Raw genomic sequence first — 24,816 nt, forward strand, 5'->3', positions numbered from 1 at the left:
AGGGTTTGAGAGTTGGAGGATTTAGATTCTTAAACCTCTTTATTAGATTATAAAAAAATATTTAAAATACTTAGATTAAATTTGCACTATGAATACTGATTTTTTCATTGATTTGCTGCATCAGGTTAAAGAATTTGAAAATTCCGAAGCTTATAAGCCTCACTCTACGGTCGAGGATTTCCGTCTTTGGCTGAATGATAAAAAATACAGAAAAGAGAGTCCGACCAAGCTTTTTAAAAATGAACATCATCAGGTTTCATTCACAGAAAATGAAATCTGTAAACAGGTTTTGCTTTTGGGAAGATATTCTAAACAGCTTATTAGAAAGGGTCTGAATGATTTCCCTGAATTGGCTAACGAAGAATTTACCTATCTCTACCGACTGAAAGACGAACCGAATCTGACTAAAATTCAGCTGATTGAAAGAAACGGACACGAAAAACAGACCGGAACTCAGATCATCAAACGTCTTCTGGAATATGGATTAATTGAAGAAAAGAACGACAGCGAAGACAAAAGAAGCAAGCGTCTCAACATCACCGAAAAAGGTGAAGATTATTTCCACCGCTCCGTTGAAAAGGTAAATTTGACCTCCAGAATTCTAGCCGGAAAATTGGAGAATAAAGAAAAAACCGAACTTCTGGAATTACTCAGAAAACTGAATGATTTTCATTCGCATATTTATTTGGAGTATAAGAATGAGGATATAAATGCAGTGATGGATTTAGTTTAATTGGGTTACATTTACCTAAGAGCATTTTCGATTTTTTAGCAAAAAATTAATCTTCTGAACTTATGGCAAAACATTTTCCCAAAAATTATACAATTTGTAAACAAAAAAAATCCGCTTCTAATTAAAGAAACGGATTTTCTACCAAAACTGAAATTCAAAAATAACCCTCTTAGTAGTAAGAGTATCTTCTAACTTTTGAAATATATTTAGCCAAACGTATTACTTGATGGCTGTAGCCAAATTCGTTATCGTACCAAATATATAATACTATATTTTTTCCATCGGCAGAAACAATAGTTGCGTTACTGTCATAAATTGACGGTGCGCTTGTTCCTACAATATCCGAAGAAACGAGTTCGTTATTAAGTGAATATTTAATTTGTTCTACCAATTCGCCCTCCAAGGCATAATGCTTCATAATATTGTTAATTTCTTCAACCGAAGTTTCTTTAGTTACTTCTAAATTTAAAACTACCAATGAACCATTTGGAACCGGAACTCTAATCGCATTAGAAGTTAATTTTCCGGCTAAACTGGGCAACGCTTTGGCAACAGCACTTCCAGCTCCTGTTTCGGTGATTACCATATTTAATCCTGCCGCACGACCACGACGGTATTTTTTGTGCATGTTATCCACCAAATTTTGGTCGTTTGTATAGGCATGAATAGTTTCTAAATGTCCTTTTACAACGCCTAAAGTATCTTCAATTGCCTTTAAAACAGGTGTAATTGCATTTGTGGTACAAGAGGCTGCAGAAAAAATATTCACATTATCCGGGTTGTATTCTAGATGATTTACACCGTGAACTATATTTGGAATTCCTTTTCCGGGAGCGGTTAACAGTACTTTGTCAACACCTTTGCTAGCAAGATGTCTTTCCAACGCTTCTTTTGTCGTAAAAGCACCTGTGTTGTCAATTACTAAAGCATCATTTATTCCATATATATTATAATCTATTTCTTCTGGTGAACCCGCGGAAATTACATGAACTGTAGTTCCGTTGATAATCAGAGCATTATTTTCAGCGTCTGCAGCAACCGATCCCTGAAAATCTCCGTGAATAGAATCATAACGTAAAAGTGAGGCTCTTTTTTCTAAGCTGATTGGATCATTTTTCTCTCTTACCACAATAGCTCGTAAACGCAATTGCGTTCCTTTGCCAGTTTTCGACATTAATTCTCTTGCTAAAAGGCGGCCAATTCTTCCAAAACCATACAGAACCACATCTTTTGGTTTGTTATTTTTAAAATCCTTAGCATTTTTTAATTTGTCAATTACAAAAGCAGTAGCGTTGTTATACTTGTCATCTTCTAAATGATATTCGTACGTCAATTTACCAATGTCTAATTTTGCCGGCGGAAGATCTAAAGATAAAATTGCTTGAGCAATTTCAACAGAATCAAAAACATTGATAGGCTTGCCCACAAATTCACCTGCATATTCGTGCAAGTTGATGATGTCCGAAACATTTGTATTGATTAATTGATTTTTGAAAAGCACCAGTTCAATCGATTTGTCATACCATAAATCGCTGATGATTTTGATAAATTCTACACCAGCTCTTCTGCGATCGGCCTGAAACGAAAGTTCTTTTTCGTATAACGCGGTCTTAGTCATAACGCTTTTAATTTTTAAGTAGTGTTGTTTTTTTATTTGTTGTTTGTTGGCGCAAAAGTATAGATTTCAAACGTTTTCGTAAAGCTTTTTGCAAAAAAAATTTCATAAAAAAAACCGGCTCTGAAAACCGGTTTCTACATCTCTGGATTAATTTTTATCTTGGGGCCAAAATATAACGTTCTACCTCACCATTTCTGGATAAAATTTCTAATTTGGTCATTTGGTTGGGCGATTTTTTTCGCAATACTTCAGATACCGTTTCAACATCCTTTGCTTTAACATTATCGATTGACAATATAATGCCTCCAGCAAGGTCGCCAAATTCTTTATCATGAGTTTCTTTAATTTTTACACCATAACCTAAATTGAATTGTCTCTTTTCAGAGTCCCTCAAATCCTCCAGTTCCATTCCCATAAAATCGTAACTCATAATGTCATTTTTAATCAAGGTCACTTGGGTTTCATAGGTTTTGTTACCTCGTTTAAAAGTTACTTTTACCACATCATTTGGCCGTTTAGTGTTTAAAATTGTATTCAAATCCGCGAAACCCGAAATGGTTCTGTTGTCAATTTTAGTGATGATGTCGCCTTTTTTCAATCCCGCTTTAAAAGCGCCTGAGTTTTGATTTACGCGTCCCACATAAAAACCATTTTCTACATCAAGTCCCATTTCTTTTGACGCAGCCGCATTTAGCTCTCTACCTTCAACACCCAAAATTCCGCGTTGTACATTGCCATATTCCATCAAATCTTCAATAATTTTTCTTGTAATATTACTCGGAACCGCAAAAGAATAACCTACATAAGAACCCGTCATCGAGCTAATCATGGTATTTATCCCAATTAATTCTCCACGAGTATTCACCAAAGCCCCACCACTATTTCCGGGATTTACTGCAGCATCTGTTTGAATAAACGATTGAATGCCTCTTTGGTCTAAATTTCTGGCTTTCGCCGAAACAATTCCAGCCGTAACCGTCGAAGTTAAATTATATGGATTCCCAACAGCCAAAACCCATTCGCCCACTTTCACATTGTCCGAATCACCAAAAACTGCATAAGGCAATTTTGTTCCCGTATCAATTTTCAGTAGCGCAATGTCCATTTTGCTATCCGTTCCAACCAGTTTCGCTTTGTACGTTTTTTTATCATTCATCGTCACTTCTAATTCCGAAGCATCCTGAATCACGTGATTATTCGTCACAATATAACCGTCTTCCGAAATAATTACACCAGAACCAGTACCCACTTGAGCTTGTTGTTGTCCACCTTTATAACCGTAATAATATTCTAAAATTGGATTACTTACCGTTCTATAACTCACATTTTTCACGTGCACCACCGTATGAACTGCATTGTCTGCAGCGGCCGTAAAATCCACCGTCTCCGCACCAAGTCCCACATTTTTCGTGTAACTTAGAGGAGCCGTAGTTACCACATTTTTTTTATCAAAAAATAAACTTTCTTTCTCAAAAAAAAGTTTGTAAGCGCCCAAAGTGGTCGCGCCACTCAACAAGGACACTAAAAATAAACCCGAAAAATTTTTCATAGTCATCTTGTTATCAATTAAGTTTCGGTAAATATATAAGGAAAATTGTGCCAAAATTTATAGTTTAACCACTGCTTAACAATGATTAACTTTTCATTAATATCCGTACCTTTGTTTGTAATAATAAATTTTTTTAGGAGCCATCCCGAAGCTTCGGGACAGGCATTTTTTTAAACCGTTTTCCCGCTTTCCGCTTTAATCTTTTAATAATTGCTATTGGGAAAACCCAAAACAATCACTAAAAAGATTTCCGCTACAATCGCGGCTAGATACAATCAATTGGCACCATTTAAACTTCCAAACGTCATGACAATACATTTCAGCAAATACCAAGGAACCGGCAATGATTTCATCATTATCGACAACAGAAACAACCAATTTCCTTCCGAAAATGTCGCCTTAATCGAGCAACTTTGCCACCGAAGATTTGGCATTGGAGCCGACGGATTAATTTTGTTAGAAAATGACAAAGTGTCAGATTTTAAAATGGTTTATTTCAATTCAGATGGCAACCAAAGTTCCATGTGTGGCAACGGCGGACGATGTATTGTAGCTTTCGCCAAAAAACTTGGAATTATTAAAAATCAAACTACGTTTCTCGCCACAGACGGTTTGCACTTTGCCAGTTTTTCTCCTGAAGGGATTGTGGCGTTACAAATGAAAGAAGTTGATGAGGTACAAATTTTTGACCACCATATTTTTCTCAACACTGGTTCGCCTCATCATGTTCAATTGGTAGAAAACCTGCAAAATTTCGACGTAAAAAACCAAGGGAGAGAAATTAGAAACAGCTCACTTTACGGAAAAGCCGGAAGTAATATTAACTTTGTTTCCCAAGAAAATCCCGAAACTTTTTCGCTTCGTACATACGAACGAGGGGTTGAAGACGAAACGCTTTCCTGCGGGACTGGAGCAACTGCTGTAGCAATTGCCATGCATGCTTCCGGTAAAACCACTTCAGAAAATATTAAACTCAATGTTCAAGGTGGTCAATTGGAAGTTTCTTTTCTAAAAATTGGGGAAAATTATACAACAGTTTATCTAAAAGGTCCCGCTACTTTCGTGTTCGAAGGAAAAATTGAAGTTTAGGTGGAAGTCGAAAGTTTAAAGTTTAAAATCGGAAGTTTAAAGTTTAAAATCGAAGGTCGAAAGCCAAAAAATCCAAACTTTCTAAATAGGTCTAAAAAAAATCCAAAAAGTCCAATTATCTAAGAAATCTAAAAATCCAACAAGTCTGAAAATCCAACAAGTCAAAAATCCAACAAGTCTGAAAATCCAACAAGTCTGAAAATCCAAGAAGTCTGAAATATGATCGGCAAAAATATTTATCTCCGTGCGTTAGAACCTGAAGATTTAGGTTTCATTTATGAAATTGAAAATGACCAAGAACTATGGGAATTCAGTAATACTCAAACGCCATATAGTCGCTTTCTCATCCGTCAATATCTTGAAAATGCACACCAAGATATTTATGAAGCCAAACAACTTAGGCTGGTAATCTGTAAAAAAAATACTACAGAAGCCATTGGTTTAATCGATCTTTTTGAATTTGACCCGGCAAACAATCGGGCAGGAGTTGGCATCTTAATCAAGGAAAATAATAACCGAAATGAAGGTTTTGGTTCCGAAGCTTTACAGTTAGTCATTGATTACAGTTTTTCAAAACTACATCTCAAACAATTGTTTGCAAATATCAATCCCTCAAATGAATTAAGTGTCGCACTTTTTACTAATTTTGGATTTGAAAAAATAGGAACAAAAAAACAATGGAACTTAATCGACGGCGTTTACCACGACGAAGATTTATTTCAACTCATCAACTACCAAAAAAAAATAAAGTTTTGAAACCTAAAAAAATTATTGCGCTAATTTCTGTAATTCTCGTTGCCGGACTTTCGGTTTACGGTTACATGATGTATCGAAAAATATTTTCGGCGAATACCAACTTCAATAAATCTGAGGTTTTTGTTTACATCCCAACAGATGCAACTTACCAAGAAGCTGAGAAAATTGTAGCTCCTTATGTAGAAAATTTGGAAAACCTAAGAATGGTTGCCGAAAAAAAATCATACGTCACCAATGTAAAAGCCGGGAAATTTTTGCTTAAGAAAGGCATGAACAATAATGATATTATCAACTCGTTGCGTCAACCGCTTGAAACAAAAATTGCTTTCAACAATCAAGAACGTTTAGAAGATTTTGCTGGAAGAATTGCCCAACAAATCGAAGCAGATAGTATTTCTTTAATGCAAGCCTTTACCGATCCGATTTTTTTAGAAGAAAACGGATTTAACGAAGAAAATGTTTTGGCAATGTTTATCCCAAATTCGTATTCTTTTTTTTGGAATACTTCTGCAATAAAATTTCGCGATAGAATGCTCAAAGAATATAACAATTTCTGGACAGACGAACGCAAAGCCAAAGCTGAAGCGCAAAATTTGACACCACTTGAAGTATCGGCATTGGCTTCAATTGTACATAAAGAAACCGTAAAAACTGACGAACGCCCCAGAGTTGCAGGTGTTTACCTTAACCGTTTGCGAACCGGAATGAAACTCGAGGCAGATCCAACTGTTATTTATGCAGTCAAGAAAAATTCGGGCGATTTTAACCAAGTGATCAAACGGGTGCTTTACAAAGATCTCGAAACGGTTTCTCCTTATAATATGTATAAAAATTTCGGACTTCCACCAGGACCAATCGCAATGCCGGATGTGACGGCAATTGATGCGGTTTTGAATCCGGAAAAACACAACTATATTTATTTTTGCGCAAGCGTTACCAACTTTGGTTACCACGAATTTGCCGTAACTGCTGCTCAACACGAGGTAAACCGCCAAAAATATGTGGCTTGGGTAAATAATCAGGGAATTAAACGATAATTTGCAACGATTTATTCTGAAATATTTTTTGGGGTTGATGTGCTTTTGGCAAATAAAAGCGCAAGATAATTTTCAAGATTTTTTTAAACCTTCTGATACCTTAAACATTTCCCGAAGAAACACAGTTTTCATTGGGCAAAGTGTGGCAATGGGGACTGCTTTGGTAGGCTTGCACCAGCTTTGGTATCAAGATTACGAAAAAAGTAATTTTCATTTCAAAAATGATAATGCTTCATGGCTGCAAATGGACAAAGCCGGACACGTTTTTTCCAGTTATCATTTAGGAAGATATAGTGCAGAATTGCTTAACTGGAGTGGTGTTTCTAAAAAAGACCAACTGATTTATGGCGCTACTTCTGGCTTTGCATTTCTCACAGCCGTAGAAATCATGGACGGTCATTCGGCGGAATGGGGATTTTCTTGGGGTGATGCTGTCGCAAATGCCGCCGGAACCGGATTATACGTTTCGCAAGAATTGCTTTGGCAAGAGCAAAGAATCGTTCCGAAGTTTTCCTTTCACAGAACCGTTTATGCACCAAATCGCCCGAATGTTTTGGGTTCGGGATTAAGCGAAGAGATTTTAAAAGATTATAACGGACAAACGTATTGGCTTTCGGTCAATCTGCATTCTTTTGCAAAAAAGACAAAAATCCCCAAATGGCTGAATGTGGCCGTTGGTTACGGAGCAGAAGGTATGGTTACCGCTAATGATGATTTGGTGAACGACCTTTTTTTTCCTGAGAAAAGAAGCCGTCAATTTTACCTAAGCCTTGACGTTGATTTGACCAAAATTGAAACTAAAAATCATTTTTTAAAAACTGTTTTCTCTGTTTTTAATAGTATAAAAATTCCGGCTCCAACTCTGGAGATCAATCAATTTGGCAATACAAAGTTACACTTTATCTATTTTTAGAAAAGATTAACAAGCTGATTATCAGTATTAAAATAAATTTTGTATATTTGTCGGCTAGAAATTTCAAGATGGTGACAGCGCTTGAGAAATCAAAATTAATGATAAAACAATGTTATTATTTTGCAGGATTACTGCTCACAATTGCGTTCATTACTGTAGGTTTTACAGCTAAAGAATCAGAAAAGGACAGATGGTTTTACGTTGGTGACGATGAAGAAATTATTTACACCGTTCCCACAGAAACCGAATGTCAATCGGTAAATTTTCAATTGCCTTACACCGGAAAATCTTATGTGGCGTTTAAGCAAGCCATGGCAATTAGAGAATCACAAGGACAATATAAATTGATCAATCCTTTTGGATATATGGGCAAATACCAATTTGGGATGTCGGCTCTTCGATCAATAGGAGTTTCGAGTAAAAAAGATTTTTTAAACAATCCGCGACTTCAAGAAAATGCTTTTAAAGCATTGCTTTCAATCAACAAAGCCCAATTGGCGTATGAAATTGAAAAGTATGATGGTAAAATCATCAACGGCGTAAAAATTACCGAATCAGGAATTTTAGCAGCGGCACATTTAGGAGGAGCGGGTTCGGTAAAAAGTTATTTACGAAGTAACGGAAGAAAAAAATTTAGAGATGGTTTTGGAACTTCAATGTCAAGCTATCTGAAAAAATTTGAAGGTTATGATACTTCTCACATTATTGCAAATGCTAACGCAAAAGTGAGAAAGCATTAATCAAAAAAAATTCTTTTAATCTAAAATGCCCCGAAAGTTGATTTTTTCGGGGCATTTTTTTTGTTATTTTATTTTTCTTTTGGAACCTCATTAACGATTCGCATTTCCCTTTGCGGAAACGGAATGCTGATTCCGGCTTTGTCTAACGCAATTTTTATTTCTTCTTGAAGATTGTTTCGGGCAGACCAATAATTTTCTTTTGTAGCCCAAGCTCTAATCGTTAGATTTACAGCACTATCTGCCAATAAACTTACGAAAACATCTGGAGCCGGTTCTTGATTTACCCGTGAATCATTTTTTAAAATATCCAGAATTATATTTTGAGCAGTTTTGATATTGGCATCATAACTAATTCCTACAACGTACTCAAACCTTCTTGAAGTTAATTGAGTGAAATTTCTTATTACGGAATTTGCTAAAGCACCATTCGGACTATAAACTTTGATTCCTTGAGCACTTGTAAGCGTGGTATATAACAAATCAATTTTCTCAACTGTACCGTCAGTTCCTGAATTATTTTCAATGTAATCACCAACCTCAAAAGGACGAAATAATAAAATTAATACGCCTCCAGCAAAATTGGCGAGTGATCCTTGAAGTGCCAAACCTACTGCTAAAACCATTCCTGATAATGCTCCTAAAATAGCGGTAGTTTGAAAGCCAAGATTTTGAATTACAACCAAAATCAAAATGGCGTATAACACAAATTTTATGATTGAAATTAAGAAATTTCTCAGCGATATATCTACATTTTGTTTCTCAAATCTTTTACGGATAATTTTTAAAATGGTTCTAATTAGAAATAAACCTACAAAAAGCCCCAATAATGCCGCAATGATTGATGGAATTGCATCGACAAATTTTACTAAAAGAATTTCAAGATATTCCGAAAGTTTATCAACTTTTCCTACAATTCCTTCTTTTACCGTTTCGACTGAACTGGCGGGAATAGCTTTATCATTGGGTGTTGTAACGTTGAGAGAATCTTGCACTTGGGCTGCTTGGATGTTTGTCATCATAATATTTTTTTACTTTTATACAAAAATAAAAAATTACCGCTTTAGCCCCAAAATAAGACCTAATTAGTTCTATGGATAATAAAAATGCAAGGACGATTGTGTAAATCTACTTTAGTTTTTTTCCAATTTGCAACAGTACTGGTTTTGATGTATTCCGTGGGTAGTGTGATGTCGCAAGCCACGCAAAGCAAGGTATTGGGTTGTAAAGTTTGCAACATATCTTCTAAAAATTTATTGTTCCGATAAGGGGTTTCCATAAAAATTTGCGACTGATTTTTATCGGCAGATAATTTTTCCAAATTTTTCAAGGCTTGTTTTTTTTCGCTTTTTTCAATGGGCAAATAGCCGTTGAAAGCAAAACTTTGTCCATTCATCCCCGAAGCCATCAAAGCCAATAAAATGGAGGAAGGTCCAACCAAAGGAACCACTTGTATGCCTTTTTCGTGGGCAATTTTTACAATTGCAGCACCAGGATCCGCAACTCCAGGACAACCGGCTTCAGACAGAAGTCCAACCGGAAAACCTTCTAAACATGGCGCTAACATTTGTTGATGATCGGCAACATCAGTGTGTTTGTTCAACAAACTAATTTTTAAATCGGGTTGTTTTTTTTCAGGAAAAACCGCTCTGATTGATTTTCGGGCTGTTTTTTCATTTTCCACAATATAATGGTCAATGAGTTCGATGGCGCGTTTTACGGTTTGTGGCAAAACTTCCATTGCTGAAAATTCTTTCAACGAATCCGGATTGCTTAAATCGGTAAGAGTGGTTGGGATGAGGTACAGTTTTCCTATATTTTTCATTTAAAAAAGGCGCTTTTTTTGTGAATGTAAAAATAAGAAAATATAAAAGAAATCAGTGGCTAAAACGCCTTTGGTTTAGTTAAGATGTTTTGCTTTTAAACGATTTGCGATAACTTCACAAGCTTCGTCGAGCATTTCATACACTTGTTTAAAACCGTCTTCTAAGCCATAATACGGATCTGGAACATCAACATTTTCGCCCGGAAAAATTTCGTTCAAAATCAATTGAACTTTGTTTTTCGATTGTTGGTTTGGAGCAAGTGCCAACACATTTTGAAGGTTAGAATTATCCATCACAAAAATATAATCGTTGGTACGAAAATCTTCAACCGAAAAATGACGGCCACGTTGATAAGAAATATCTAAACCATAGGTTTTGGCGATGGCTATCGAACGGCGATCGGGTTGTTGACCCACGTGCCAATCTCCAGTTCCGGCAGAATCTACCACAAAATGTTCTTTGGGAAGTTTAGACTGCAAGATTCCTTCTGCCAAAGGTGAACGGCAAATATTTCCGAGGCAAACCATCAGGATTTTTACTGGCATTTCTGGCGGATTTATGATTGAAGTTTTATGATTTTGGAAGCCCAATCAAAATTACAACGATAACTTTTTATTGATGTCGTCCACAAATTTTTTGAAATGCTTATCGGTAGAAACTAAGTTGTCAACCGTTTTGCAAGCGTGTAAAACTGTGGCGTGATCTCTGTCGCCAATTTGTGAACCGATGTTGGCGAGCGACGCTTTGGTATATTTTTTTGCAAAAAACATTGCTAATTGTCTTGCTTGAACCACGTGTCTTTTTCGGGTTTTTGACTGTAACATGTCTAAATCCAACTGAAAATAATCAGAAACTACTTTTTGGATATAATCAATTGAAATTTCGCGTTTTACGTTTTTCACGAATTTCTCCACGATTTGTTTTGCTAAATCAAGTGTCACTTCTTTTTTATTGAAAGAAGATTGAGCAATTAATGAAATTATCGCACCTTCAAGTTCACGAACATTGGTTTTGATATTTCGGGCAACATATTCAATAATTTCCTCCGGAACATCAACGCCATCACGATACAAAATATTTTTTAATATCGAAATTCTGGTTTCATAATCTGGTTGGTGTAATTCTGCCGAAAGTCCCCATTTAAAACGTGACAACAACCGTTGTTCAATGTCTTGCATGTCAACTGGAGCTTTATCGGAGGTAAGAATTACTTGTTTCCCGTTTTGGTGCAAATAATTGAAAATGTGGAAGAAAACATCTTGAGTTCCTGCTTTTCCTGATAAAAATTGCACATCGTCAATGATTAAAACATCAATCAATTGGTAGAAATGAATAAAATCGTTACGGGTATTTTTCTTTACCGATTCAATGTATTGTTGGGTAAAAACTTCAGCAGAAATATACAAAACGGTTTTTTCAGGATATTTGTCTTTAATTTCTACCCCAATAGCGTGAGCCAAATGTGTTTTTCCTAAACCAACACCACCAAAAATTAATAACGGATTGAACGAAGTTCCTCCGGGTTTATTGGCAACTGCCATACCTGCAGATCTTGCCAAACGGTTAGAATCTCCTTCTAAAAAATTATCAAAACTATAATTGGCATTTAACTGAGATTCGATCTTTACATTGCGAATACCAGGAATTACAAACGGATTTTTAAGTTCTGGATTTTTATTTTGAACGGCTACATCAACTTCCTGTGGTTTCACCGGACTTCTGTGAGCACTTGGCAATTGTTCGGTAAAAGGTTGTTTATTGCCATAAGTGTTCTCCATCTTAATTTTATAGAGTAACTTTGCACTTTTTCCAAGTTCTTTGGTAAGGGCCACTTTTAAAAGTTTTACATAATGTTCTTCAAGCCATTCGTAAAAAAATTTACTCGGTACCTGAATGTACAATGCGTTATCTGTAAGCTCAACCGGCTTGATCGGTTCAAACCATGTTTTGTAGGCTTGATCCTGAATATTATCCTTTATAAAAGACAGACAATTTTCCCATACCGATTGCGCAGTTTTGTTCATATAGACAGATAAATTTTTATGTTTGTTAATGTAAATCCTACAAAAGAAAAAGTGTCTCTTTCGTAAACTCTTTGGAGGAACAAATATGTGAACAAAAAATTGTAAAAAAAAATTTATTAGTGGTTGATTTTATAAAAATTTTGTTGTAAGAAGATTTTAAATAATTGAAAAAATATAAGAAAAATATTACATGAAAGAGTTTGAATATTCAGTGAGGGTTCGTTATGCCGAAACCGATCAAATGGGCGTAGTTTACCATGGAAATTATGCACAATATTTTGAAATGGGTCGCGTGGAATGGTTGAGAAATCTAGGGGTTTCCTACAAATGGATGGAAGAAAATGGTGTGATGCTTCCGGTAGTTTCGTTAACTATGAATTATAAAAAACCAGCAAGGTATGATGATTTAATTACCGTAAAAACCATCTTCAAAAAATTATCTTCTGTTAAGATTGAATTTGACTACGAAATAAGAAATGAAAAAAACGAGTTATTAACAACTGGTAATTCAATTCTGGTTTTTGTAGATATGAAATCCGGAAGACCAACAATTCCGCCAAACTATATTTTTGAGAAAATTTCGATTTTAGAAACGAATTAAAACCTCAATTACGGAATTATATTTTTTCGATATTAATTTCGAATAAATCATTAAAAATACCCATTACTGATTCGGTATTTTTTTTGCGTGTTTTAATCTCGATTTCGCAACTTAAGTCCATTTTTTGATTGACGATATCGAGATTTTTTTCCTTAATAACCCGCATCACTTTATTCATATTTTTATAATCAAAAGATATTAAAAAATGAACATCAATGGTTTTTTCGATGATTTCCGCAGCTTCTAAAGCCATTTGAGCTCCGGTTCGGTAAGCAGAAATCAATCCGCCAACGCCAAGTTTGATGCCACCAAAATACCGAACAACGATAATCAAAACATTAGTAAGGTCAAACGATTGGATTTGTCCGTAAATAGGCATTCCTGCTGAGTTTGACGGTTCGCCATCATCATTAGCACGGTATTGAATTTTTTCGGTTCCGAGTTGAAACGCATAACACCAATGTCTGGCAGAAGAGTGCTTCCTTTTTATTTCTTCCAAAAAAAATTTCACTTCATCTTCCGTTGTAACTGGAAATGCGTAACTGAAAAATTTACTGCTTTTTTCTTTAAATAGTGTTTCTTCGCCCGGATGTGCAAGCGTTCGATAAGTATCTTTTAATTCCAAAGTTATACAGGAATAATTTTTTTCTCAAATAAATCCACAACATCTTCTTCGCCAGGAATTAAATTCCAAACCTTCATGCCTAAACTTTCAGCAATATCGGTGTTGGTCTTTCGATCATCTACAAAAAGCGTGCGTTTTACCGAAAGTTCGTGTTTGTTAATAATGTAGTTAAAGGCTTCAGGATCAGGTTTTCTGGCTCCAATTTCAAATGAAAAATAAACTTTTTCAAAACATTGGTAAAAATCCCTGCTGAAAGATTCGCCTACCATTTTCTCAAATTGCTCCACGTGAATCGAATCAGTATTGCTGAGCAGAAAAAGTTGGTAGTTATGAGAAAGATTTTGTAAAAATTCTAAACGATATAACGGAAAATCGACTAAAACTTTGCTCCAAGCTTTTTTGATTTCTGGCAAAGAAGCGTTTGGAACATATTTTTGAATTCCGGTTAAAAATTCTTCTTGCGAAATTTTTCCTTTTTCGAATTTAAAATTCAATTTGTCTAATTCTTCATTCCATTCTTGCAAACCCAAATCTTTGAGCGCGTTTTGCATCGCCTGAAAATCGATATCAATGAAAATATCTCCGAAATCAAATATTATCGTGTTTATCATGGTTGTCAAATATTAAAAGTTGGTCATCCAGAATTTTTTGTGTTTGAATGGCTTTGGCTTTTAAGTTAGGCGAAGCAGTCCCAGAATAGAAAAAATTCGTCCCTCGAAAAACCCTTGCTTCGTCCCATAAATAGGTGTCAATAAAGCTTTGTAGCGTTTTTTGACCGCCTTCCACAATCAGCGATTGTATGTTTAATTCGTATAAAATTGATGTAATTTGATCAATTAGCGAACTATCAAAGATAACATTTTTAAAAGTAATTCCCGAAGTAGTAGGATAATTTTGAGATTCTGTTAAGACAATTGTTGGTGCTTTTCCATCAGAAATAATGCTTTGCTGCAAGGTTTTTAAACTTTTGTCCAAAACAATTCTCACCGGATTTTTTCCAAGCCAATCTCTTGCTGTAAGCGATGGATTATCGTCTAAAACCGTTGTAGTTCCTAGCAAAATCGCTTGTTCTTCGGTTCTCCATTTATGAACCAATTGACGAGAATATTGATTGGTAATCCAAACAGGTTTTTGTTGGTCTTTAGATTCCGGACTTAAAAAAAAATCTGCACTTTCAGCCCATTTTAAAATAATGTATGGTCGTTTTTTTTCGTGAAATGTAAAAAAGCGTTTATTGAGCTCGCGGCATTCGTTTTCCAAAACACCAACAATTACATTTTTTCCGGCTTCGCGTAATTTTTTTATTCCGTTGCCGTCCACTTTTGCAAACGGATCTTGAATGCCAATCACAATATTCGGGATATCGTGTGCCAAAATCAAATCGCAACATGGGGGCGTTTTGCCGAAATGACTGCAAGGCTCCAAACTCACGTAAATCGTAGCATTTTTGAGTAAATTTTTATCCTTTACCGAATTGATCGCGTGGACTTCCGCATGTGCTTCACCAGATTTTTGGTGCCAACCTTCGCCAATAATTTTTCCGTCGTGCACAATGACGCTTCCTACCAAAGGGTTAGGGTAGGTGGTTCCCAAACCATTTTTGGCGAGTTCAATGCAGCGTTTAATATATTTTTCGTGTATCTTCACCGTGCAAAAATAGGCTTTTAAGTTTAAGGTTTAAAGTTTCAAGTTAAAAGTCACAACGTCCAAAAAAACTATCTTTTAAAATGCTTGTTAAAGAATACAGAACCATTTTTTTTGAAAAACTAACGCCACTTTACGATGTTTTAGAGGTTGAAAGTTTTTTTTATTTGATTTTGGAAGAATATCATCAAATGAAAAGAGTGGATTTGGCGCTAAATCCCGGTTTTGTTTTTTCTGAAGAAGTGGTTGAGAAGTGGAATTTAGTTTTGCAAAAATTATCAGAACAAATTCCCATTCAATATATTTTAGGCAAAGCGCATTTTTTTGGTTTGGATTTTGGAGTGAATCAAAACACCTTGATTCCAAGACCTGAAACCGAAGAACTGGTCGATTGGATTTTGAAAACTAATCAAAACGACTTTAAAGAGTTGAAAATTCTGGACATTGGGACGGGTTCGGGTTGTATTGCAATTTCATTAGCTAAAAATCTTCCAAATGCCAAAGTTTTTGCTATGGATGTTTCGGAAAAGGCTTTGGCAACAGCCCAAAAAAACGCAAAGAATAATAACGTTTCGGTTCAATTTCTTTTGAAAAATATTTTAGAAACAGATGATTTATTGGAACAATTTGACATTATCGTTTCAAATCCACCGTATGTGCGAAATCTCGAAAAAATGGAAATAAAGCCAAACGTTTTAGAAAATGAACCGCATTTGGCGCTTTTTGTAGAAGACGAAGATCCGCTGATTTTTTACCGTAAAATTTCGGAATTGGCAGAAAAAAATCTCACTGAAAACGGACAACTTTTTTTTGAAATTAATCAATATTTAGGCGAACAAATGGTAACCCTTCTCGAACAGAAAAATTTTAAAAATATCGAACTTCGCAAAGATATTTACGGGAATGATCGGATGGTTTTTGGGAGAAAATTTTAAGGTTTCAGGTTTTACGTTTCAAGTTCGTAGCGAACCGTCGACTCCAAACTGTGAACTAAAAACTCCCAAACTACTCATACCTCAAAGCTTCAATCGGATCAAGGTTTGCGGCTTTGATTGAAGGATATAATCCAGACAATAACGCCACCAAAAAACTAATTCCCACGGCTGCCAAAATCGCGTCCCAGGGAGCTACAAATTGAAAATCTAATGCAGCAGAAATTCCCCAGCCGATTAAAATTCCCAGGATAATTCCTACAAAACCACCAATTTGACCAATTACCAAACTTTCGGTAAAAAATTGAAAAGCAATCGTTGATTTTTTAGCACCAAGTGCTTTTCTCACACCAATTTCGCGGGTTCTTTCGGTTACAGAAACAATCATAATATTCATCAATGCAATTGATGAACCAAAAATCGTAATAATACCAATTGCCCAAGCCGAAATGCCCAAAGCCGCCATTTGCGACATTACCATTTGTAGCAATTCATCACTTCGGGTAATCCCAAAATTATTTTCTTCCACGGGATTTAATCGCCTTACTTTTCGCATCGTGATAATCGCATCGTCCACGGCAGCATCAAGCATTTCTTTTTTGGCAATCATTACTTTCATGTCATAATTAATATTTGGTGCCGAAAAAATCGACCTCGCGCCTTGAATAGGAATCATCACTCGCAAATCCTGATTGTTGCCAAAAGTGGCACCTTTTTCTTTTAAAACACCCACCACTTTAAACTTCGCACCACGAATAGAAATCGTTTGATCAATAGGATTCACGTCTTTCAGTAAACCTTTGATAATGTCAGATCCCACCAAGCAAACAGCGTTATTGTTTTCCACATCAAAACCCGTAAAATTTCTCCCATTGTCAACTTCCAAACCAGCATTTGCAAGAAAATTCTGGTCAATTCCCAGTACTGTTACTTCCGGATCCGTCTTTTTATTTTCAAATTTTATTTCTGCCGAACTCGTAGCTGTAAACGAAAGCGATGTGGCTGTAAACGGATATCGGTATTTTTCCTGAAACTCCCGTGCTTCTTGATATCCAATAATGGGATTCACTTTTTGAGTAGTATTTCCCCTACCAATTTGTGCAGCGGCATCGTATTGTCCAATCGAAAAAGTATTCGATCCCATCGAAGAAAAATTTCCACTAATATTGTTTTCCAATGCCGTCACCAGTGTTAAAATTCCCACTAAAGCCGTAATCCCAATCGCAATAATAATCACGGTTAACACTGTACGTAACAACTGACTCCTGATAGAAGTTAGTGCAATATTCACATTTTCGCGAAGAATTTTTAGCATGGAAAAAAGGTTTAAGGTTTCAAGTTTCAAGTTTTCACTCCCTACTTCTAAGTCCTGACTCAAAATTCAAAAGTAACAATTCTAAAACCGAAATTCTAAAAAAATAAAGTAAGATATTTGAATAACTTTTTTTGGAGCGATTCCGAAGTGTCGGGACAAGCATATAAAGTTCCCGAAGCATCAGCACATTTTCCCGCTTTCCGCTTCAATCTTTTAACAATTTTCGATGAAATTGATAGGAGGATTTCCGCTACTCCCGAAACTTCGCGACGGGGCAAAAGAAAAAACTTTTGGCTTTTTTGGAAAGGACAGTTCCTACGTTTAGCGATAAAAATAACATTTCATCATTTCGCCGGAAAAATTTGGAAATTATTTAGAAATTATCTCAGCTATAAAAAGTAATTTAGCCAATTAATTTTTCGGTTAAAAAAGCCGCTGGAATTATTACATATTTAAAATCCTAAATTAAAAAAATCGAAATGGCAAAACCAGGCATCCCAAAGGGAACCCGCGATTTTTCGCCCGCAGAAGTTTACAAACGTCAATACATCTTTTCTACCATCCGGAAAAATTTCGAAAAATTTGGCTATCAACCCATCGAAACTCCATCTTTTGAAAATTCAGAAACATTGATGGGAAAATATGGAGAAGAAGGTGATCGCTTGATTTTTAAGATATTAAATTCTGGGGATAAAGTAAAAAAAGCCGATTTGAAGTCGTTAGAAGAAGGCAACCTCGCAAAATTTTCTAACTCACTTTCTGAAAAAGCTTTACGATATGATTTGACCGTTCCGTTTGCAAGGTTTGTGGTTCAACATCAAAATAATTTAGAATTTCCTTTCAAACGTTACCAAATTCAACCCGTTTGGCGAGCTGATAATCCGCAAAAAGGGCGTTTCCGAGAATTTTACCAATGTGATGCAGATGTTGTAGGCTCGAAATCTTTGTGGCAAGAAATTGAATTGGTACAATTATATGATTCCGTTTTCGCTGATTTAAAATTAGAAGGCGTCACTATCAAAATCAACAATCGAAAAATTCTTTCCGGAATTGCGGAAGTCATTGGCGCTTCGGATAAATTGATTGACTTTACGGTAGCTTTAGACAAACTGGATAAAATGGGCGAAGATGGCGTAAAAAGCGAAATGTTAGCCAAAGGAATTTCCGCGGAAGCGATACAAAAAGTACAGCCATTGTTTAGCTTTTCGGGAAATTTAAATGAAAAAATTGAGCAGCTTTCAATTTTACTTTCTGCTTCAGAAGAAGGCAAAAAAGGAGTAGAGGAGTTGCAATTTATTTGTGAAAACGTAGAAAAATTAGGTTTAAAATCTGCCACAATTGACCTTGATGTGACTTTGGCTCGTGGTTTAAATTACTATACTGGAGCAATTTTTGAAGTTTCTGCACCTAAAAATATTGCCATGGGATCAATTGGTGGAGGTGGAAGATATGATGATCTTACGGGAATTTTCGGGTTGAAAAATATGAGTGGAGTAGGGATTTCATTTGGCTTAGACCGAATTTATTTAGTGCTTGAAGAACTTAGTTTATTTCCCGAAACCGTAACCGTAGGTACAAAAGCATTGTTTTTTAATTTTGGTGATGCCGAAGCTTTTTATGCTATGAAAACCATATCTATGTTAAGAGATTTAGATATTCCGGTAGAAATGTTTCCGGATAAGGCTAAGATGGATAAACAATTTAAACATGCCGAGAAAAAAAATATTCCGTTTGCCATTATGGCGGGAAATAGTGAGATTGCTGAAGGAAAATTTACTGTAAAAAATTTGCTTTCCGGCGAAAAAGAAACTGTTGATTTTAATGGTTTAGAACAATTATTGAAAAATATATAAAAATTGAAGAGTTCTGCCAACCCGCAGAACTCTTCGTTAAATGTTGGAAACTTGCCAACTCCTAAACCGCAATCCCCATAATTGCGGTTTATTTTTTTATGATTTTATAGCTAAAATCGCCAATGTCGGTATTAATTTTGAAAATGTAAGTACCCGCTGCATAGCCATTAAAGGGTATTGTGATTTCTGCTTGGTTTTCATTTCTAACATCATTAGATTTAATCTCTTGACCTAATATATTAAATGCTGTAACGGAATAGATAATTGCTTCTTGATTTAGGTTTTTAATGTGTAAAACATCCGTGTTATATGCATATGAAATGCGAATATTATTATGGTTAGTAAAACCCGTCGTTAAATTTTCTTCATTTGTAAAGCGAATAGAAAATCTATTTTCGTGTGTGCCACTATTCAAAGTTATGAAAAAATCTTCGTTTCGAATATCATAAAATGTTTCAGTTTGTGCATCATATACGTAAATTTCTTGTGAGGGGTTGAAATTGTTACTTTCTGTTAAATTAATTTTTACTTCTCCAGCTTGCGAAGTTTTTAACGTTATCGGGAAGCGTTTGTAAATATCAAATGCACCAACTCCTTGAATTACAAGGTTTCCAGCTTCGTGAGGAAAGAAAATGTCATTGTTTTGAGTATCCCATTGTATGCCATCATAGCCAGGGTCATAATTTTCGGTAGCGTTTTCGTTCATAAAACCTAATAGAATATCTCTTTTGGCTCCATTGGCAAGATAGTTTAAACGGATTTTTTTAAACTCATCAGCTTCGGCAACGCTGTCATTTTGATTATTTGAAAAATGTTCCGCTTCAGTCAATGGGTTATTTTGCCTAAACATTGTAAAAGAATTAGGTTCATCTTCCTTAATAAAAGCACGTTGATTATTGTTGAAAATTAAATTCCCACCTGTACCGTTAGCCTCTATCCAAAACCCTTGACCTACTGGTATGAAACGTTGCGGAATTTTTGTTCCAGAACCTGGCATCACGCCAGGATTAGCAACAGCCACGACACCTCCAGTAAGATTTCTAGCTGCGTAACCACCTTGGTATTCTCTTAAAATGTGGCTGTTTCCACCGTATTGATCCCAGAAATAAATAGTTCCAGTCATGACACCAAGATTGTCAGTAATAAATTGTGTAGCGTCTAATGCGGATAAGTAAGGATTTCCTAATAAATTAGACATATTAGCGCTAATGTTTACTGAAATTCTACCGTTGTTTGGTTTTCCCACAAAGGTATAATTTTGGGTTGGCGTTACCGCACCACTTCCTTTCATTGTGAAGCCTTGCCCAGCAAATAGGGGTGAATTTTCGTTAATTGCTGCCCAATTAGCATAGACACCTATAGTATTTTGAAATTTGTATAACCAATATCTTGCGATAGAAATAGGACTCGTACCTGAACCATTATAACCCCCGATGAAATTTATATTTTGAGGAGTTAATGTAGTGCCGTCTTTAAATACGCTCGAAACGGTATAGGTTCCATTGTTAGAAGTGGCATTGATGGTGCTAACTGGTGAAGACCAATAATTATAATTGTATAAATTACTTGTTCCTTGCTGGTCTCGTTCTGCATTACCAGCACTTGTTGCGTCAAAATCACTGTTTAAGGTTTGGATTAGTTGAGATTTTCCTACTAAATCAAGTTTTCCGTTGATTTTTAGGTAATGAGATATTTCAACTTTGGAATCATTTGTGGCCAAAAATGTATCCGAATTTATAGAAAGAGCCAAGAGATTTTTGTTTCCGTTGGAAGTTATAGTATGATTTGTTTCGACGATATTCCAATCGATAGGAATTGTAGGATTAGAAATGGATAATCCATATGGCAATTCCTGAACGTTTCCATTTAACCAAGTAGCGGTACTCGACCAATTTCCGTTTGAAACCGTTTGGTACGGAAGCGGGGCGGTTTGTAAATTTGCCACAATTTTATCGTTGTTGAGATACTTCAACCTTGCCCAAAAATTATTGTTGGATTTGTCTTTTACAGCTGTACCATAAAACGAGTTCATATCGTAGTAAATCAAAAGGTTATTCCATAAAGTACTGGATATGTCATTTTTGGTAATGGTGTTTGGAATTGATTTTCCAAAAACAGCTGTTCCATTTTTCTCAATTTCCTGATTCATGATGTATCGCAGCTGGGTTTCGCTTAAAGCTGAATTCCAAATTCTAATCTCATCAATATCCCCGATAAAAGTTTTAGAAATGACATTTTTATTACTCCAAACAGCTCCAATGGTAAAATGATTACTATTTGCAGATGGATTAGGTAGGGCAGTTGCCAATACGTTTTCTACACCATCAATAAACAATCTTGCAGTTCCAGCAGAAAATGTTACCGCTACATAATGCCATTTTCCATCATTTACACTCACGGTTGAAATGACTCTATCAACGTTATTCCAGTTTCCTACAAATTGTCCCGCAGCATTTATATAAAAATCATAAGCACCGTTTTTTGCAATAATCGAACCATTGTTACCCGAAGTTCTGCACCAGCCCGAAACCGTAAAATTAGCATTTAGATTTATGTTTTTTTCGCCAATAATAAAATCAGTTGTATCATGATCTAATCTGTAGCTGCCTACATTCTCGGTTGCGACACCGAATGAGAAAAATTTTGTTCCGTCGAAATCATACCAAGTTTCTAGTGTTGTGCCATTATCTTTTAAAGGAATAATATCTACAATATTTGTTGAAGCAAAACTTGCAGAAGTAGATACGATAAGTACATAGTCTTGATTGGGAGATTTAGGAAAAGCAGTTGCCAATATATTTGTAGGTAAAGAAATAGTCGTTTGCGGAATATCACCTCCGGTTTCTACGATTTTATAAATACGATTTCCTCGTGTAAAAGTTGTTGAAATAGTACCCAAAGAAACATTTGAGTTCACACCTGATGAGGCCAAAGTACCATTATTGTGTCCCCACAATAGGAAATTTTTATTATTCGCAAAATTATTCGTGTTTGCCGTATTGGTTGTAGCTACAACATCTCCTAGAGCAATCACCACATCGTTGACGTCATTAGAGCTTCGTGATTGTTTTTGTGTCAAGCGAGAAATATCATCTCTGCCAATTCCAGCAATGTTAAAATTGTATCCATCGTTTGCCGCAATATTCCATATAACTGAATTATCTGAATCGACATAGTTTTGAGAAGTTCCGTTAACACCAAGTGTAATACCATATTTTATTCCAAGATATGACTCTATACGTATTCTTTCGGTAGCATCATTTTTTCGGGCATCAAAGGTGATAATTTCTGCCACACGAGCATCTAAACTAGAACGATATGCTTGACTTCTTCCTATCCAAAAACGACTATTACTAATATTTGAATATTGAGGTAATCCCACAACGGTATTTCCTATGTTATTTGCATTGTAATATAGTTCTTGATTGTTGCCTAGGGTGTTAGTTCGCGTGTTAATCAATCCTACCGCTCCAGCTTGATAGTTTGAAGTTGTGCTGGTTTGTGCAATTCCGTAACCACGACTGTTGACTGGAGCAGAACTGCTACTACTTGTCGTTCCCACAGCATAAGCAATAACTTCGTTGTCAAATCTTACCGAATATGTGCCGTATCCAATACCACTTCCATCACGATCGTTGTCTACCGTTGGTGAATTATCACCACAAAATATGTCCATGCTTGCTGTAGCAGCAGAAATATTTTGATCGGGGATGGATACGACGAACATATCTTGCGTATAGTATCCGCTAGTTCCTTGAAGATATTGCTGCCCTAATCTCGCGTAATTGTAGTCCTCAGGTGCATTATTATTGTCATTTGTAAAATCAACAACGGCGTTGAAGTTAACGTTTGATGCAACTGAATTACGATAAACCGGTTCTTGAGTTGATGTATTCACAACAGCATTACTACCTAAACCTTGTGTAATCCATGAAGAAACCAACGTATTGTTAGGTGTTCCGGTGGTACCATCCAATAAATCCGCTCTTAACCATAATTGTAAATTGTGACGAACCCCTCCAGGTCCGTTTGAAGGACAATTAGTTATATTTAAAATTGACGACCGAAATACAGTATTTTCTGGACCGCAAGTTCCTGCATTATTAGCAAACCAGCAATTACCTTCACTTACAATATCAAATTGTAGGTTATTAGTTCCTGCTGTAGGAGCTGTGACGCTTAAAAAATAAGTTTGAGTGGCTAAAGGTGCCAAATTGTTTGCATCCGTGCGAACCAAATAATCTGGATCACCATTCCATTTAATACCAATATTTATATCGGGCGACGTATTAGTCCAAGTGTTTGTTCCAATATTTTTTACTGTTACCGACACGGTTCGTGTTTCTCCAGCACACCAAGATGGGATGCCTAAATCCATCGAAATAAATTCTGAGCGATAAGCAGGAGCAGCAACAATTCTTATCAATCCATTGCCACCGGTTCCGCCATAACGTGTCCCGGAGGTTCTTCGAGATCCGCCTCCACCACCACCGGGATTTGCAGCGTTGAATCCGCTTCCATCGCTACTTGTTCTACCATTACCGCCATTTCCTCCAAAAAATGGTGCAGTGGCGCCACTCGAATTGGTTGCGTTATTGCCATTTTCCGCATTTCCTGCCGAAGATCCACCGCCACCGCCATTACCTCCTGATGTAGAAAATCCATTACCGCCAGAAAACCGAACATCACCAACTCCTTGATTGGCTTGACCTCCAATCCCTCCAGTTGAAAAATTATTTCCAACAGATTCTCCGCCTTTTGCCAAAAGCGTTGTAGTATTCAAAAAAGAAGTATCTCCTCCATCTGTAGTAGAATTACTTCCTGCTCCAACAGTATAAGGGATTACTTGTCCCGGTGTGACAGCAATGGTTACTCGAGAATAAGCGCCTCCGCCACCTCCGCCGCCACCTCCGCTAGTTGTTCGCGTACCGCCACGACCTCCGCCACCAATTCCTTCGATAGTAATGACAGATGTACCTGGGGGAACAACGAATAATTTGTTTCCGGGAATGTTGTCAGTTAATAAAACAGTTTGTGAAAATGACTCGAATGAAGTGCAAACGAGCATTAGTGCAAGCCATAGCCTGCAGTTTAGTAGGGAATTTTTTTTCATGATCCTTAATGGGGATTAGATTATGAATAAAGTTTACGATAAAATAGATTTGGGTAATAATTTCAAAAAGTACCGGGGCAAGTATTTTTTGAAGTTAACTTTTTTATTATGAGTGAATTAAGTTGATAGCAGATATTATAAATTTTTTAGGTTGTTATTTTCAGTTAAAATTTCAATTGTTCATGAAGTACCAAAGCTTAAAATGATTTGAGTTTAAGCTTTGGTACTACTATAATTAGTTTTTCGAGATTGTTCCCCGATGAGGTTTATTGGTTAAGGCAATTCCAATGGCTACTGCAATTAAAATGATTAACCAAATTGTCGAATCGATAGACGCTTGGGGTACATCTTCTGGTGGTTCGGAAGGATTTGATTCATCTGCATATGCTGACATAATATTTAAAAAGATGGTCGCCATCAGCGCAAGGCGGTACTTAATATTGTTCTTCAT

Annotated in this window: 21 protein-coding genes; 9 read left to right on the forward strand and 12 right to left on the reverse strand. The window is 36.1% G+C overall.

What is annotated here, in order from left to right; translation table 11 throughout:
• Positions 1-88 precede the first annotated feature (88 nt).
• Positions 89-733, forward strand: coding sequence for a MarR family winged helix-turn-helix transcriptional regulator (locus tag GV828_RS04410; protein WP_166536269.1), 645 nt, complete (start codon positions 89-91; stop codon positions 731-733).
• A gap of 169 nt (positions 734-902) precedes the next feature.
• On the opposite strand, the gene GV828_RS04415 is transcribed toward GV828_RS04410, so the two are convergent.
• Positions 903-2,351, reverse strand: coding sequence for a glyceraldehyde-3-phosphate dehydrogenase (locus tag GV828_RS04415; RefSeq protein ID WP_166536270.1), 1,449 nt, complete (start codon positions 2,349-2,351; stop codon positions 903-905).
• 154 nt (positions 2,352-2,505) lie between these two features.
• Positions 2,506-3,900 (reverse strand): S1C family serine protease, encoded by a 1,395-nt coding sequence (locus GV828_RS04420; protein WP_166536271.1) that lies wholly within the window; start codon positions 3,898-3,900, stop codon positions 2,506-2,508.
• A gap of 306 nt (positions 3,901-4,206) precedes the next feature.
• Here GV828_RS04420 and dapF point away from each other — a divergent pair, with 306 nt between their 5' ends.
• From dapF to GV828_RS04445, 5 genes are all read left to right on the forward strand, one after another.
• A complete protein-coding gene (dapF, locus tag GV828_RS04425) occupies positions 4,207-4,989 on the forward strand; it encodes a diaminopimelate epimerase (RefSeq protein ID WP_166536272.1) in 783 nt (260 codons plus the stop codon).
• 219 nt (positions 4,990-5,208) lie between these two features.
• Positions 5,209-5,745, forward strand: coding sequence for a GNAT family N-acetyltransferase (locus GV828_RS04430; RefSeq protein ID WP_166536273.1), 537 nt, complete (start codon positions 5,209-5,211; stop codon positions 5,743-5,745).
• Positions 5,742-6,782: an endolytic transglycosylase MltG gene (gene mltG, locus GV828_RS04435; protein WP_166536274.1), complete on the forward strand. Its 1,041-nt coding sequence runs from the start codon at positions 5,742-5,744 to the stop codon at positions 6,780-6,782. The genes GV828_RS04430 and mltG overlap by 4 nt, the downstream gene beginning before the upstream one ends.
• A gap of 37 nt (positions 6,783-6,819) precedes the next feature.
• Complete coding sequence (locus GV828_RS04440; RefSeq protein WP_166536275.1) at positions 6,820-7,695, forward strand: DUF2279 domain-containing protein; 876 nt, start codon at positions 6,820-6,822, stop codon at positions 7,693-7,695.
• Between the two features lie 98 nt (positions 7,696-7,793).
• The gene (locus GV828_RS04445) at positions 7,794-8,435 is read left to right on the forward strand and encodes a peptidoglycan-binding protein LysM (protein WP_166536276.1); all 642 of its coding nucleotides are present in this window, start codon (positions 7,794-7,796) and stop codon (positions 8,433-8,435) included.
• A gap of 68 nt (positions 8,436-8,503) precedes the next feature.
• Here GV828_RS04445 and GV828_RS04450 read toward each other — a convergent pair whose 3' ends face one another.
• From GV828_RS04450 to dnaA, 4 genes are all read right to left on the reverse strand, one after another.
• Entirely contained in the window at positions 8,504-9,454 is a 951-nt protein-coding gene (locus GV828_RS04450) for a mechanosensitive ion channel family protein (RefSeq protein ID WP_235935413.1), read from the reverse strand.
• 59 nt (positions 9,455-9,513) lie between these two features.
• On the reverse strand, positions 9,514-10,257 hold the full coding sequence (locus tag GV828_RS04455; protein WP_166536277.1) for an SAM-dependent methyltransferase: 744 nt from the start codon (positions 10,255-10,257) through the stop codon (positions 9,514-9,516).
• A 75-nt stretch (positions 10,258-10,332) separates the two neighbouring features.
• Positions 10,333-10,803, reverse strand: coding sequence for a low molecular weight protein-tyrosine-phosphatase (locus GV828_RS04460; RefSeq protein WP_166536278.1), 471 nt, complete (start codon positions 10,801-10,803; stop codon positions 10,333-10,335).
• A gap of 51 nt (positions 10,804-10,854) precedes the next feature.
• Complete coding sequence (gene dnaA / locus GV828_RS04465) at positions 10,855-12,282, reverse strand: chromosomal replication initiator protein DnaA (RefSeq protein ID WP_166536279.1); 1,428 nt, start codon at positions 12,280-12,282, stop codon at positions 10,855-10,857.
• Between the two features lie 190 nt (positions 12,283-12,472).
• Between dnaA and GV828_RS04470 the strand changes: the two genes are divergently transcribed.
• On the forward strand, positions 12,473-12,883 hold the full coding sequence (locus GV828_RS04470; RefSeq protein ID WP_166536280.1) for an acyl-CoA thioesterase: 411 nt from the start codon (positions 12,473-12,475) through the stop codon (positions 12,881-12,883).
• A 16-nt stretch (positions 12,884-12,899) separates the two neighbouring features.
• Here the strand turns inward: GV828_RS04470 and GV828_RS04475 are convergent, their stop codons facing one another.
• Genes GV828_RS04475 through ribD form a run of 3 tightly spaced genes read right to left on the reverse strand, consistent with a single transcriptional unit; the run spans position 12,900 to position 15,155 of the window.
• Positions 12,900-13,508, reverse strand: a complete 609-nt coding sequence (locus tag GV828_RS04475) for an IMPACT family protein (RefSeq protein ID WP_166536281.1) — start codon at positions 13,506-13,508, stop codon at positions 12,900-12,902.
• Positions 13,509-13,510: 2 nt separating this feature from the next.
• Complete coding sequence (locus tag GV828_RS04480) at positions 13,511-14,119, reverse strand: HAD family hydrolase (RefSeq protein ID WP_166536282.1); 609 nt, start codon at positions 14,117-14,119, stop codon at positions 13,511-13,513.
• Entirely contained in the window at positions 14,097-15,155 is a 1,059-nt protein-coding gene (gene ribD, locus GV828_RS04485) for a bifunctional diaminohydroxyphosphoribosylaminopyrimidine deaminase/5-amino-6-(5-phosphoribosylamino)uracil reductase RibD (protein WP_166536283.1), read from the reverse strand. The genes GV828_RS04480 and ribD overlap by 23 nt, the downstream gene beginning before the upstream one ends.
• An 80-nt stretch (positions 15,156-15,235) precedes the next feature.
• Between ribD and prmC the strand changes: the two genes are divergently transcribed.
• Positions 15,236-16,087: a peptide chain release factor N(5)-glutamine methyltransferase gene (prmC, locus tag GV828_RS04490; RefSeq protein WP_166536284.1), complete on the forward strand. Its 852-nt coding sequence runs from the start codon at positions 15,236-15,238 to the stop codon at positions 16,085-16,087.
• A gap of 70 nt (positions 16,088-16,157) precedes the next feature.
• On the opposite strand, the gene GV828_RS04495 is transcribed toward prmC, so the two are convergent.
• Entirely contained in the window at positions 16,158-17,399 is a 1,242-nt protein-coding gene (locus GV828_RS04495) for an ABC transporter permease (RefSeq protein ID WP_166536285.1), read from the reverse strand.
• A 479-nt stretch (positions 17,400-17,878) separates the two neighbouring features.
• On the opposite strand from GV828_RS04495, the gene hisS reads away from it, so the two are divergent.
• Positions 17,879-19,252, forward strand: a complete 1,374-nt coding sequence (hisS, locus tag GV828_RS04500; RefSeq protein ID WP_166536286.1) for a histidine--tRNA ligase — start codon at positions 17,879-17,881, stop codon at positions 19,250-19,252.
• Between the two features lie 88 nt (positions 19,253-19,340).
• Here hisS and GV828_RS04505 read toward each other — a convergent pair whose 3' ends face one another.
• Entirely contained in the window at positions 19,341-24,365 is a 5,025-nt protein-coding gene (locus tag GV828_RS04505) for a LamG-like jellyroll fold domain-containing protein (RefSeq protein ID WP_166536287.1), read from the reverse strand.
• Between the two features lie 235 nt (positions 24,366-24,600).
• Complete coding sequence (locus GV828_RS04510; RefSeq protein ID WP_166536288.1) at positions 24,601-24,816, reverse strand: hypothetical protein; 216 nt, start codon at positions 24,814-24,816, stop codon at positions 24,601-24,603.

This window comes from Flavobacterium ichthyis, assembly GCF_009915155.1.
GTDB lineage: Bacteria > Bacteroidota > Bacteroidia > Flavobacteriales > Flavobacteriaceae > Flavobacterium > Flavobacterium ichthyis.